This window comes from Trichocoleus sp. AS-A1, from assembly GCF_039962015.1.
GTDB lineage: Bacteria > Cyanobacteriota > Cyanobacteriia > Cyanobacteriales > FACHB-T130 > FACHB-T130.
Window position 1 is genome coordinate 69,845 of the sequence record NZ_JAMPKG010000013.1, and the last position, 13,176, is coordinate 83,020.

A 13,176-nucleotide genomic window follows, 5' to 3' on the forward strand; every position below is an offset into this window, starting at 1 on the left:
GGTCAGGGTTCGATGGTCATCAGTCCACTGCACCCGACTCAGGACTAAAGACAAATGACTGATGACTCAAAACAACTGACAAAAAGCTTCTTATATCTAAAATCATGGCAGTTTTCGAGGGAACGTTTACTCAGACTCAACCCCTACGGTTTGCGATCGTCATCGGTCGCTTCAACGATTTGGTGACGACTAAACTATTGGAGGGGTGTCAAGATTGTCTGAAACGCCACGGCATCGATGTCAACCCTCAAGGCACTCAAGTGGACTATGCTTGGGTTCCTGGGAGTTTTGAGGTGCCTTTGGTGGCTCACCAGTTGGCACTCACGCGCCGATATGATGCTGTAATTTGCCTGGGTGCAGTCATTCGGGGTCAAACTCCCCATTTTGATTATGTCGCCTCGGAAGTCTCCAAGGGGATTGCCAATGCTGGGTTTCAAACGGGTGTGCCGATCATTTTTGGCATTTTGACAGTAGATACGATGCAACAAGCCTTGGAAAGAGCTGGCATCAAGAGTAACAACGGCTGGGGCTATGCGATGAATGCTCTTGAGATGGCAAGCTTGATGCAGCAGCTCAAAGGGAATGCCGGTGGCGCATCCTACGGTAACAATGCGGTTCATACAGTGACTACTCAAGCACTGCCAGTTTCGCCGAACCTGGCGATTTCTCCAGAGTCAGCAGTTGAGCGCAACGCATCTGATTCTCTTTGATCGTTGCACTGTGAGTCGGGTGCGCTGAGAGCTGGGGCGGGGTTTTCCCGCCCAGAGCTGCGAAGTCAGGAAAACTGATCTCTCGTCTTTCATGCCACCCTTTGGGAAGGGCAAAGCCGAACATCCTTCATTTTTGCCCTAGCACTTCTCGTCCTAGGTAAGGTTGCAGCGCTTCGGGTATCTTGATGGTGCCATCGGGTTGTTGATAGTTCTCCAGAATCGCTGCCATCGTGCGCCCAATTGCCAATCCGGAACCGTTCAGCGTGTGGACAAATTGGGTTCCTTTTTTTCCAGCTTCTTTGAAACGAATGCTGCCGCGCCGCGCCTGAAAATCCTTAAAATCGGAGCAGCTAGAAATCTCGCGGTATTTCCCAGCAGAAGGGAGCCATACCTCTAGGTCGTAGCACTTTGCTGCCCCAAACCCTAAATCCCCAGTGCATAACTCAATGACGCGATAAGGCAACTTCAATGCCTGCAAAATTGCCTCGGCATTTTGTACCAACGATTCATGTTCTGCGGCTGAGTTATTGGGATGGACAAGTTTTACCAACTCGACTTTATTAAACTGGTGCAGTCGAATTAGCCCCCGCGTGTCTCGTCCGTAGCTACCTGCTTCCCGGCGAAAACAGGGAGTATAGGCACAGTGATAGATAGGCAGCTGCGACGCCTCTAAGATTTCGTCTCGATAGAGATTCGTCACCGGCACTTCAGCAGTGGGAGCTAGCCACAAGTCATCTTGAGCGCATTTAAAGCTTTCGTCGGCAAATTTGGGCAGCTGACTTGTGGCGGTGAGCGATTCGCTGTTGATCAGAAAGGGGGGAATGACTTCTACGTATCCAGCAGCGATTTGCTGGTCGAGCATGAAGCTAATTAAAGCTCTTTCTAAGGCAGCACCAGCACCAATTAGCGTGACAAAACGACTTTGTGCAACTTTCGCAGAGCGCTCAAAGTTGAGAATTCCCATTTGTTCGCCGATTTCCCAGTGAGGGAGAATTTCGGAGTTTTGAGGCAAGTATTCATCCCCCCAGCGGCGGACTTCTACATTCTCTTCTTCACTTTTACCAATCGGTGTGGACTCACTGGGTAAGTTAGGAAACGATAACAAGAGCGCTTCTAACTCGGCTTTCAGGGTTCTTTCCTGGGGTTCAAGTTCGGCAATCTGGTTTTTGATTTGGTTGCCTTCTTCCCGCAATGCTTGGATTTTTGAGCCGTTGGGATCGCTACCCGATTTAATTTTTTGACCAACTAATTTGCCGATTTCGTTCCCACGAGCTTGGAGCTGACTTCGCTTTGCTTCTAGTTCTCGTTGCTGCTGGTCGCGCTGCAAAATCGGCTGTAGGTCATATTGCCCGATCCCGCGACGATTCAGGCGCTCTTGTACACCTTCTGAATTTTCCCGTATCTGCTTGAGGTCTAGCACAGATTTTTTCCAGCTTTTTTTGCCAATTAATCAGAATACACTGCGATCGCGCGATCGCGATGATACAGCCGAGAGTCTGTATGCGCTCTCAGCCTTCTTTACTTGCTGATGCCGCAATTCGACCCTTTGCCTCCATTACTGTCGGTTGATGCGACTATACAACCACAAGGAAACAACAATCCCGGCAAAATGAGCGGTAATTGTATGTGTATTCGCCAGCACCACAAAAATATCTAAAGGTTGAATCAACCGATTAATAAATTGGGGATCGTAGATGGCTACCCCACCTTGAGCCTGAGCCAGCGACTTTGCCAGCAGAGTGCCGGTAATCGCTTCTGCGCCCAGAACTGCTAATAATAATCCCCCTAAACTAACGAGTAATCCAAACCTTAAAACTTTAATCGTATCTGCCTTTTTCGGGCGGAGGTTGGGATTAGGATCTTTTAGCTGTATGCCCAAACGGGTGTAACGCCAAGCTTGATAAACACTGAAATACAGCACTAAAAGACCGCAAACTGCAAAAAAGATACTGCCACCCGTCCCTGGGCTAGCAGCGGCAGCGCCACTGGCACGCGGCTGGGCGGCGGGGATGGCAAACAAGAAAATTATGCTCGAAACAACGGCTAGGACTAACTGAACCCAGAAGCCAGCCCAGCCAGCGATCCGAAAAGAGCCAGCGATTCGCTGTAGAGCTGAAGGAACGGGAGATGAATCGAACTGTTCTCGCATAAATTGATTTTAAATCGGTTTAATTCCGGATTTATCTATAAACAGAGCGTTTTGTTGAACAAGTAATGCAATCCCAAATTTATACGGTAATCTTCCTAACCACCAGTTTGAGGCAATGGGGCAGCAAAATTCAAAGATGTTTAACCTCTGGAGAACTTTTAACCCAATGGAGCCGTCTTTCTTTCGAGAGCAGGCTTCTAATTTACTTGGCTTTGATGACGGCCTGCCATTTCCAGAGCAACCCTCTCGAAGTGGAAGCAGCATGATGAAATTCCTGCAACCAAATCTCAGGAAGCATTTACTCTCCGTCGCTTATGCAGTTGCTTTGGTAGGTAGTTTGGCAGCCTATCAAAGGACGGTGATACCGAAACCGCTTTCGGTAGCGCAAAAACATTGGGCAGCGATCGCTACGGAAAACCCGGAGCGAACAGTCACGCAATACAGTGACAATGCCATTTTAATGCGCTCCTATGGCGTTCTGGACGAAGTCTATCAGGGGAAATCCATCTACCCAGCCTGGGAAGAATTCTTCTCGAAGTACAAGATTCAAGATTTCCAGGTTGTAAAACAACAGCAACGCGATCGCGCTGTCGAAGCAGTCATCACGATCTATGCCAAGTCCAAGCACGGAACCCCTGTTGTTCTGTCGCTTTCCTACCAGGTGCAATTTGATAAGGATGGCAAAATCATCCGTGAAGTCTGGCAGGCCAACCCAGAATTGAGTGTCTAAAATTGATGGTATCGTTCTGTCATTTTGCCAGCTGACATCACGCGCTGCTTTTGATCGTTCGCGGTCTTAATACACCAGTGATAGCAGCCTTGTTTGGGGTGTGTTTTCTGATTGATAAAGGCATCGTTAGATTGGGGAAACCGATCCTAATCCAATTTGTTTGGCTGGGAGTTCAGTGAATTATGCAGATGAAATTTGAGGATATTTATCAGTTTTTTCAAGACCCTCCTCCCACTTATCTCAACAAGGAACTAGCGGTGTGTTATGTCCTTTCAGTTTTGATGAGTGGAGAATCCTATGGAACCGAACTCATCGGGCGACTAGAGAGTGAATATCCTACCTATCGGCTTTCTGATACCGTCTTATACAGCGCCTTAAAATTTCTGGAAGACCAAGCCGCTATCACAGGGTATTGGAAAAAAGTGGAAGGGAGAGGAAGACCTCGTCGAATGTATCAAATTCGCCCAGAGTGTCTGGAACAGGCTCATGACCTAGCTCGCCTTTGGGATGAATACACAATGAGAGAATCTCAAGCCATCTGAGCCAATCCCAAAGAAGCTCTCTTGCGATAGGCTATAGGTTATAGGCGATCTTGTATCTCTTGGACAAGAGCCTATTTTCCATTGTCCTATCTAGAAATTCGTGAATACGACAATTCTCTCTTCAACATTTCTGCTAACACTGTTGTTAGCAGTCGGTCTATTTTTCTTTATCCGAGCCTCCGCTAAGGATCGAACGCAACAAGTGAAACTGATTGCGGAGCAACCAGAAGAATCAATTTTAATTCAATTGCAACAATATTTCGATCGGCGTGCTTACCGGATTGCGGCGGTGGATGCAAAGCAAAATCAAGTTACATTCCAAGGCTTTGTCCGCCCCAGCTGGTTTTTGGCAATTTTTCTGAGCTTATTAGCTTTTTGTGGCTTTCTTTGTTTGGCGTTGGTTTTAGCAATCCTATTTCCCCAATTCGCTAAAATTTTCCTAGGTTTGGTTCTCCTTTCACCAGCCGCTGGCGTTTTTTACTGGAAAAAAGCTGGACGCAGCGAACAAGTTTCCCTGAAGGTGGAAACATTTGCAGGTGTCGAAAAAGAGACTAGAAGTTTAATAACTGTCATCGCCCATCGTGATGAATTGGCTCAATTGCAACAGGAACTGCAATTAAAGCCTTGCGAATGACAACTCTCTGGCTAAAAATCTTAAAAAATTCCAAAACCTGGTCAGTTTGTGAATCCAAAAGAATTTTAATTAGAAGGAAAAATTCAAAATTCCTCCTATAAAACAATAGGGGCGGTTCGCGAACCGCCCCTATAACCGAGTTTTCACGTTTAATGCCTAAAACTTCAGCTGCTACGAACAGCGGCGAGGGTAGGCTTTTCCACAGGATTGTCGATTATCCTAAGGCTAGGAAACAGAAAATGATTTTCTTCAACATATTGGGCACCAAATAGCCCCTTTTCCGCCCAAAAGTACCGATCTGTGGTGTGTTCGTTCCGCTTCACGAGCAGCAAAGCAGGCGGAAGGATTCCTTCGGTTTGAATAAACTTTCGCGCGGCGGTGACTGGTTTATCTTCGCCACTTTCAATACTATACTGAGGGACATGCTCTAAAATTCTACGTCCTTCCTGGCGACGGCGACTTTTCCGCTTGCGTCTTCTAGCCAACCTCCTTACCTCCCCTTTAATTCTGACAGTTGTAATGATAGATACAAAAACCGTCGCAAGTATATCGGTTTGAGTTCAAAATATCAACCGCTTTTTACCGATTGATACAAACATTACAGACCTCAGAAATTAAAATCGACAGCAGCAGAACGGGCAATAGACGCTATATATGCAAGCTTGTCCAAACTAAAGCCTAGATATAGCGTATAAAGGGCTATATTTATTCGACTTTGACAAAATTTAGCCAGTTTGGAAGCAATTTCGTAACCAAACTATCATGAAAGCTCGCTAAAATTCTTGTAATAAAAAGAAACAAAAATGCGGTCTTTGCACGATCTTTGCCGCTTCAGCGCAATTGCGTGTCAGGATCGACGGAAGAAAACCCGATCCGATGAATGCAATTTTCCTCGCTGTCAAGTACCCAAGTATAAGCGAATGTGTCTATGTCTACCAGTTCAGAATTCATAACTTTGTGCCAATCACAAGTAGCACTATTAACTCAAGGACTGGAAGCTGCCTTGAGTGTTGTGTATTTAACGGAAGAACTGGTAGAGGGCGTCCCAACTAAGCTAAGGCCGGTTGTTGCTTACCCACAGACAGCGGTGGAATGGGAAACGGATGAGATTTCGGCTTTGGGATTTTCCGATCGACCGTTGGCATCCATTCCTCGGTTATTGTCAGCGGCATCTCCGGTTCCTCAGGAGTCCGATGCGGTTTCTGAGACGGGTTCAACGGAATCGGCGGCTGAAGTCGGGAAAGAAGAAACGATTGATGAATTGCAGGCAAAGGCGGGGACATCGCCCCTCCAGCGATCGCTCTTCGCCGATGCTGACCTGAGTAGCTCCTCGCGCCAAATTGTGGTGCCTTTGTTGCATGAAGGTGTGGTGATGGGGTTGCTGGTGACAGCTCGTGAAGATAGACCTTGGAACCAGCGGGAACGAACCGCGATTGAACGGATTGCCGATACACTGGCGAGCGCTTGTATTCTGGATCGGCGTTCCCAATGGTTTGAGCAACAACTGAGTCAGCAACGTCATCTTCAGGCTCAACAGCGCGATCTCATGGACGATCTGATACATCAGTTTCGCAATCCCATGACCGCCTTACGGACGTTTGGCAAGTTGCTCCTCAGACGATTGGTACCCGGAGATGCGAACCGCGAAGTTGCTAACAGCATCGTGCGTGAAAGCGATCGCTTGCAAGAGTTGCTTCTACAGTTCGATCGGGCAGTGGATATGGACGAAGGAGAGTTAGTGCCTTTGTACGGGCAAATCGCGGATCGTTCTTACGATGCAGTTCCCGTGCCGATTGCCCCGTCTTGCCCGCTTCCCCCAAAAGATGAGGATTTAGGAAATCTCTACTCTCCCTTGGGATTGGAGCCTCAGACAATTCCGACGAGAGCGCTGGCGTTGGAATCCTGCTCGGTGGCGAAAGTTTTGGAACCGCTAGTGGTGACATCCAGCGCGATCGCCCAAGAAAAAAATCTGGCTTTATTAGCAGAAATTCCTCCGAATTTGCCGCCAGTACAAGCCAATGCCAAAGTACTGCGCGAAGTGTTAAGCAATCTGATTGACAATGCTTTGAAATATACCCCGGCGGGTGGGCAAGTTTACATTCAGGCAGGAAATCGACGACATACTTCTCAAGGAGATTTTCAGGCGATCGCAATTAGCGATACTGGCCCTGGCATTCCCGTGCAAGATAAAGAGCATTTGTTTGAGCGACATTACCGAGGCGTCCAGGCAGAAACTGAGATTCCGGGGAGTGGATTGGGTTTAGCGATCGCGCGAGATTTGGTAGAACAAATGCAGGGCGAAATTGAAGTCATTAGCCCCGCCGAACGCAACTGGCTCGATCGCAGTATTCCCCACACTCAAGGACCCGGAACGACCTTTATTGTCTGGTTACTAACTGAAGCCTTAAAGGGCGAAGATGAAGTTTGATAAGTTGCTCTTCCATTTATTTGTATTTGAGCTGGTAATTGGTAATACGATTACTTATCTGGGGCGATGGGTCTGCATGGTAGCACTCATCAATGATTCGTGAAGACGAGATGCCCGACTTCTTGGAGAAGTCGGGCATCTGAACTGCTGGCATCTCACAACTCAAATAGGATTGCGATAAGACGCCATTTAGAATTAAAAACCCGGTTCCTTCTAGAAACCGGGTTTAGAAAATGCTTATTTCTTTGTGCCTATCTGCTTAAAGAATGAAGCAATCAGCAGTCAAATAGAATTGCACGCTTCATTCTGCAAATATTACTGCTCTAGCACTAACTCATCATTTAACCGCAGATTCAGATCCGTATCCGGGTCAATCGCAATCAGATCGACTCTATCCCGACCGAGGAACAGTCCAATGAGTCCACCAATTCCCAGACCGCCCAAGACTTCTTCGGTAGCGATCGCTTTGTCACCCGTCACAGCAGAAACCGCAGCAGCAGCAGCAGCACCTAATGCGGCATTCTTGAGGATCCCACCAACGCTAGTACCCTTGGTAACGGATTCGGTTTTGGTAATGGTTTGAGAAGTAGCATCGATAGCCACCCGTTGACCGTTCGTGAAAACCAGTTCCTTCGCCACAAACTGAGAGCCTCCCTGAGCCGGTTGCAGTTCACCGACCACTTGGCTTCCAGAGGGGATTAGCACCGTTCCATCAGATGTGGTGATATTTGCTGCCACCGTTAGCGTCAGCGGTGCCCTTTCGTCCTTTGTAACCAGAATTTTTTCTTTCTCGTACCTAACTGGGATGGTGGTTCCAGCCGGAATCGCGACTGTCGTGTCCTCTGGCGGTGTGTCGTTGAGAGAGACAATATAGGGCGAGTTAATTGCCGCTACTTGTCCAGAACTCACCAATGCCTGATAGATGAAAGCTGCTACCTCCGCTCTGGTGGCATTCCGAGTTGGATTCAGCGTCTGGAGAGTCGGATAGTTCACCACAATGCTCTTTTCTGTTGCCGCAGCAATGCTACTGCGAGCATAGGTAGAGATGGAAGAAGCATCGTTATACACTTGCAAATCAGCCGATACGGGATTGCTGGCAGTGTAATTCAAGCCATTCGCCAAGGAAACTAGAACTTGTTCGCGGGGAATATTTTGTGTAGGTCTAAAGACGTTACCGGGATAACCCGACAAAAATCCCATTTCGTAAGCTTCACGGATAGCCGAGTATGCCCAGTAGGTCGATGAAAGATCCACAAAATTAACAGCATTGCGGATTTTATTCTTGTTGAAGGCCTTACGAACCATCGCCGCGAATTGGGCACGAGTCACCGGATCGTTGGGTCGAAACGTACCATCGGGGAACCCGGCAATTACATCACGTTGTGCCAGTTCTTGAATAAAACTAGCAGCCCAGTAGCTTGAGGATACATCACTAAAATTGATAGCTTGAGCAACAGCTGGTGCCGGTGACATAATTGTTTCTACTAGGGGAGCCATCGAACCTGCCGACATTCCCAGCATTAGTAGTAAAGCTGTTCCAGATTTCAAGCGCTTTAAGTTAGACATTGAGAACTTCTCCACTTTTCGCATTCCTTTGATTATTTAGACCTAAGATTACCTGATAGGTTCCTAGAAATTTCAATCTCAACAAATTTATTTACTGCCGTGACAGATTATAGAGATATAGACAGTTTCAGCAGAAAGTTCTGGACTGCCTAAGAAGGAAAGACGCATATTTTGCAAAAATAGTTGCTTGTTGTAGAAAAAATTGGCTTCCGGAACCTCTAGAAGCCGATCACAATATAGATTGGGAATACAAAAAAAAGGCACGCTATGTGTAGCCTGCCCTAACTTGTGGAATGATGATGTCAAAATTTGGGTCTTTATCTATTAGTCTTAAAGCTAGTTCTGATGGTCAACCCACCGACGGTAGAGTTTTTGAATCGCTTTGAGGACAGGACTAGGGGCTGACTTCTGAGAGGCACTGTTGGGATCTAGAAGCTGTAATCGAGTCAGGAGTTTAGCTTCCTCAATCGCTACCTCGCCATCGCTATAAATTAAAGCGCTGAGGGCTTCGATGAGGCGCTGGTAATCGTCGGTGCTGGGGCGATCGCCTAAATAATCTTGCACCCAATTGTAGACCTCGCTTGGGCTTACAGCGACGAGTTCATACAACAAAGGCTGAATCTCCGGATCGTCAGCAATGCCCTTTTCCTTCGCCACTCGCTGAAGATATTGCCGTTCCTCTGACTGAATTTTGCCATCAATCCAAGCTGCACCGATGAGAATTTTAACAAGCTGTTTAACACTAGAATTGGCTACCATTGGCTTTTCCCTTATTTCCCCTAACAGATTAATCCATCAACAGATTTCTGCAACCACAACTACCATAGAGGTTTAGCTATTTTTCTTCTGTAGCCGCACCATAAAGAATCCATCCATTTGATGCCGGTGGGGCCAGACTTCGATCCATCCAGCAGGGGTAGTATAAGCTGCCGCTGGTGAATTGGGGTTGGGGGGCAAAATCTGCCACTGGGGGTAACGCTCTAAAAAGGCGCGAACAACACCTTCATTCTCCAATGGATGCAAGGTACAAGTTGCATAAACCAGAATTCCATCCGGTTTAACCCAGGTAGCCACTCGATCTAATAGTTCGCCTTGCAGAATTGAAAGTTCCTGAACTGTCTGTAGAGTTTGCCGCCAACGGGCGTCAGCATGACGATGTAGCGTCCCCAGTCCAGAGCAGGGGGCATCGAGTAATACCCTATCAGCTTGATTGATAAACTGGGGTAGGTTGCGGCTGTCCCCCTCCTGAATTTGAATCGAGTGCAAGCTTAACCGTTTGGCATTTTCTTGCAGTTTCCGAAGACGGGAAGCAGTCTTGTCACACGCCCAAACAGTTCCCCGATCTTCCATTAATTCTGCGATGTGCGTTGTCTTTCCCCCTGGTGCTGCACAGGCATCAATGACTACTTCGCCCGGTTGGGCATCTAGCAGATAACTGACTAGCTGGGCACTACTATCTTGCACCGTCCACCAACCTTCGCTAAAACCAGGTAAATTTTGAATTGCACCTGTGCCACCAGTTAGCCTCAAAGCTTGCGGTAGATGGGGCACCCGACTAACTGAGATATCCGCAGCTTGCAGTGCTGCCTCAACTTTCTCTATCTCAGCGCAGAGGGGATTTACCCGCAAGTCAATTGCTGGTGTTTGGTTCATCCATTCACACAGCTGTTCTGTTTCTTCTAAACCCAGACGTTCTAGCCATACTTCGATAATCCAGTCGGGATAGCTGTGTAAGATGCCTAATCGTTCAACTGGGTTTTTTGGCAGATGTAGCAGGTCAGATTCTAAGTTCTGAACTTCTCCTCCCCGGTTCCCCGGCTTTTTGCTTTCCGCTAGACGAATATACTGTCGCAATAGACCATTGACAAAGCCGGAAAGCCCAGAAAATCCGTTTTCTTTGGCTAATTGTACGGTAGTATTCACAGCTGCCGACACAGGGATTCGGTCTTGATAACGAAGTTGATATAAGCCTAGATGCAGAATTGCGCGGAGGTCTAGGGGTTGTTGGTGGGCTTTCTTTTTACCTAGATGGTCGATGAGTGCATCGAGCGATCGCTGTCTTCTCACACTCCCATAAACTAACTCTGTCACTAACCGTCGATCGGTAGCACTCAAGTCTGCTTGGCGCAGCAGTCGGTCGAGTGCCACGTCAGCAAAAGCGCCTTTACGGTGGACATCCCGAAGTGCCAGAAATGCTATTTGACGAGGATTTTGCATACTAAATAGTATGCGTTAGCAGATGCATTTGGAAGCATTGCTGTCTCAGTTTGACTCAGCAGTCTCTCTACGTCTTCATTGAAACAACGATTTACACGTTCTCTTCAACTGTCTGTGTCACTCTCTTAATTGTCCCAGCGACCGCCAGAAGGCTTCAGGAGACTCAGAAAACTTCTCTTAGTCCGTCAAACCCTATTTTTTCCCTGACAGAACGTCTGTGCTTTTTCTGGAAACAACTCACAAGGGCTTGTTTCCACTTAATGTCACTCCAAGTATTGACACACCACCTCATCAGTTTTCTGCTGACGGTTTTATACAGTAGAGAACGTAAGTAATTAGTCATTCATCCATCTCAGAAACAAAATGCACCGCATCCGTAAATCAGCTTTATTTTCTTTTTGCTTGTTATTAATAGTTTCGGGTATCAGTGCTTGTGACACTCAAGTTACAGATGCCGCACCCTCCTCAGAAACACCCAAAGTCGTAACCGAATCATCAACCAAACCCTCGACCGAACCAACTCAGCCCCAATCAAGCTTAGAGGTATCTTCTTCAGAAAAAACCGCTCAAACTAAACAAGCTGTTCAAAGCAGCTTCGAGCCGGTGAAAGCAACTCCAAAAAAGGTAAAAGTCTTTTTTCCTAAAAACCCCCAAAGCGGGCAAGATTTCACTTATGTTGAGCCAGTTTGGCGAACAACAAACAGTCCGAGTACAGCCCAGTTTGCCATTGAGCAATTAATCGCAGGGCCTACAAGTCAGGAAAAAGCTCGTGGTTTAATCGACCCTATTGAATTCAAGGGCAGTTCCAACTGCGGCAAAGATTTTACGATTTCCATCACGAATGGAATTGCTAAACTGAAATTCTGTAAGTCGGTAATTTCAGGAGGTACTGGAGATGATGCTCGTCAAAAATTCTCTATTAATACCACCCTTAAGCAATTTCCAACTGTCAACTCAGTTATTATTCTGGATAGAAACGGCAAATGCTTAAACGATCAAAGTGGCGAGAATACTTGTCTAAAGAAAGCCGAAAAACTGACAACTGAATCGGGGCTATCGATTGACGGACTTGGGTCAGTTAAAATTAACATGACTGTTGCTGAGGCATCAGGCGTTGCTGGGACTCCAATCGTGCCATCCCGGCAAAATCCCAATCGCGTCTGTGACTATTACAAGCCAGCAAATGGGCCTGAGGGTGTTACTTTCATGGTCACTCAAGGTCGTATCGCTACGGTAGAAGTTGAAACCAATAAAATTACCACTGTTCATGGTATCAAAGTTGACGATACAGAAAGCACGATTAAGTCTGCCTATCCCGGACAAATTCAGGTAAGTCGTCTTCTCAACAGCGAAAAAGGTAAAGCCTGGGTCGTTCAACCAAGCAGCTTTGCTAACAAAGACTTCCGTCTCGTTTTTGTCTCTCCGAATGGCGAGACTGTATCGCGCATGATTGCTGGTAAAGTTCCAGAAGTTAATTATGCAGAAGGCTGTCTTGATGTTCGCCCTGGTTGATAGGGTTTTAGTGTAAATTTGTTAACCCAGCTACCAAAACTAGCTGGGTTTCGCGTTTTAGTGGAAGGTGGGAGAGCGATCGCGCTTTTTCCCATCTGCCAAAAGTAAAGATTTAAGAAGTTGAACCGCGAAGATGCTAAGGACGCGAAGGAAGAGAAATAAAGAGCGATCGCGTTTCCATTTTTCCCCATTTGCCCTCAGTTGAAATAGAGTGCTTTTCGGAAAAGTATGGAAATACATTAGCAAAAAACCCTCGGTTATCTCACCGAAGGGCTATAAATTTACTAAAATGTTCTTTTTTTCTCTAATCTATTATCTAAACCCTAATCAAATGCCTTCTTCAAACCACGAGCAGCGAGTCCAAATACTGCACCAGCAGCTACAACGGGAGCTGCACCAATAGCAAAAGCAGTTCCACCTACTGCTAAACCCATGCCTCCAACTGTAGCAGCAACACCACCACCTATTGCTGCTCCTGTCGCTGCACAGGCAGTCAGTTTTGCAGCTTCTTTGGCTTTATCTTTCTTAGGCTTCCGAGACATTGTCCTTTTCTCCTTGTCTGATATTTTTTCTTATTTCTTAATTCTTAGCACGAGCTGTTTATTTAATTGATTGATGATTGTGCTTAATTCTTGCATAAAGTTTTTGTAAATAGCCAAAATATCTAAGTAAATTTTCGAGTATTCGT

At 46.7% G+C, this 13,176-nt stretch carries 13 protein-coding genes and 1 pseudogene; 6 read left to right on the forward strand and 8 right to left on the reverse strand.

Annotated elements, in window-relative coordinates; translation table 11 throughout:
* Nucleotides 1-104 precede the first annotated feature (104 nt).
* Nucleotides 105-578 (forward strand): annotated as a pseudogene (gene ribH, locus NC994_RS12245) (6,7-dimethyl-8-ribityllumazine synthase); the annotation flags it as partial.
* Nucleotides 579-837: 259 nt separating this feature from the next.
* Here the strand turns inward: ribH and serS are convergent.
* Nucleotides 838-2,130: a serine--tRNA ligase gene (gene serS / locus NC994_RS12250; RefSeq protein WP_190433353.1), complete on the reverse strand. Its 1,293-nt coding sequence runs from the start codon at nucleotides 2,128-2,130 to the stop codon at nucleotides 838-840.
* A 135-nt stretch (nucleotides 2,131-2,265) separates the two neighbouring features.
* Complete coding sequence (locus tag NC994_RS12255) at nucleotides 2,266-2,859, reverse strand: DUF3611 family protein (RefSeq protein ID WP_190427300.1); 594 nt, start codon at nucleotides 2,857-2,859, stop codon at nucleotides 2,266-2,268.
* Between the two features lie 136 nt (nucleotides 2,860-2,995).
* Between NC994_RS12255 and NC994_RS12260 the strand changes: the two genes are divergently transcribed.
* From NC994_RS12260 to NC994_RS12270, 3 genes are all read left to right on the forward strand, one after another.
* Nucleotides 2,996-3,589 carry a hypothetical protein gene (locus NC994_RS12260; protein ID WP_242028912.1) on the forward strand — a complete coding sequence of 198 codons (594 nt, stop codon included), beginning with the start codon at nucleotides 2,996-2,998 and terminating at the stop codon, nucleotides 3,587-3,589.
* A gap of 188 nt (nucleotides 3,590-3,777) precedes the next feature.
* Nucleotides 3,778-4,131, forward strand: a complete 354-nt coding sequence (locus tag NC994_RS12265) for a PadR family transcriptional regulator (RefSeq protein WP_190414485.1) — start codon at nucleotides 3,778-3,780, stop codon at nucleotides 4,129-4,131.
* 100 nt (nucleotides 4,132-4,231) lie between these two features.
* Complete coding sequence (locus NC994_RS12270; RefSeq protein WP_190433355.1) at nucleotides 4,232-4,765, forward strand: cofactor assembly of complex C subunit B; 534 nt, start codon at nucleotides 4,232-4,234, stop codon at nucleotides 4,763-4,765.
* Nucleotides 4,766-4,929: 164 nt separating this feature from the next.
* On the opposite strand, the gene NC994_RS12275 is transcribed toward NC994_RS12270, so the two are convergent.
* Nucleotides 4,930-5,250, reverse strand: coding sequence for a DUF3155 domain-containing protein (locus tag NC994_RS12275; protein WP_190414413.1), 321 nt, complete (start codon nucleotides 5,248-5,250; stop codon nucleotides 4,930-4,932).
* A 443-nt stretch (nucleotides 5,251-5,693) separates the two neighbouring features.
* On the opposite strand from NC994_RS12275, the gene NC994_RS12280 reads away from it, so the two are divergent.
* Nucleotides 5,694-7,193, forward strand: coding sequence for an ATP-binding protein (locus tag NC994_RS12280; protein WP_199299500.1), 1,500 nt, complete (start codon nucleotides 5,694-5,696; stop codon nucleotides 7,191-7,193).
* 315 nt (nucleotides 7,194-7,508) lie between these two features.
* Here the strand turns inward: NC994_RS12280 and NC994_RS12285 are convergent, their stop codons facing one another.
* From NC994_RS12285 to NC994_RS12295, 3 genes are all read right to left on the reverse strand, one after another.
* Nucleotides 7,509-8,759, reverse strand: coding sequence for an S-layer homology domain-containing protein (locus tag NC994_RS12285; protein WP_190414415.1), 1,251 nt, complete (start codon nucleotides 8,757-8,759; stop codon nucleotides 7,509-7,511).
* Nucleotides 8,760-9,095: 336 nt separating this feature from the next.
* Nucleotides 9,096-9,518: a TerB family tellurite resistance protein gene (locus NC994_RS12290; protein WP_190414416.1), complete on the reverse strand. Its 423-nt coding sequence runs from the start codon at nucleotides 9,516-9,518 to the stop codon at nucleotides 9,096-9,098.
* A 72-nt stretch (nucleotides 9,519-9,590) separates the two neighbouring features.
* Nucleotides 9,591-10,976, reverse strand: coding sequence for a 16S rRNA (cytosine(967)-C(5))-methyltransferase (locus tag NC994_RS12295; protein WP_190433360.1), 1,386 nt, complete (start codon nucleotides 10,974-10,976; stop codon nucleotides 9,591-9,593).
* A gap of 363 nt (nucleotides 10,977-11,339) precedes the next feature.
* Here NC994_RS12295 and NC994_RS12300 point away from each other — a divergent pair, with 363 nt between their 5' ends.
* A complete protein-coding gene (locus NC994_RS12300; RefSeq protein WP_190433362.1) occupies nucleotides 11,340-12,488 on the forward strand; it encodes a GerMN domain-containing protein in 1,149 nt (382 codons plus the stop codon).
* A gap of 57 nt (nucleotides 12,489-12,545) precedes the next feature.
* Here NC994_RS12300 and NC994_RS12305 read toward each other — a convergent pair whose 3' ends face one another.
* Nucleotides 12,546-12,728, reverse strand: a complete 183-nt coding sequence (locus NC994_RS12305; protein WP_190433364.1) for a hypothetical protein — start codon at nucleotides 12,726-12,728, stop codon at nucleotides 12,546-12,548.
* Between the two features lie 83 nt (nucleotides 12,729-12,811).
* Nucleotides 12,812-13,030 (reverse strand): hypothetical protein, encoded by a 219-nt coding sequence (locus NC994_RS12310; RefSeq protein ID WP_190433365.1) that lies wholly within the window; start codon nucleotides 13,028-13,030, stop codon nucleotides 12,812-12,814.
* Between the last annotated feature and the right edge of the window lie 146 nt (nucleotides 13,031-13,176).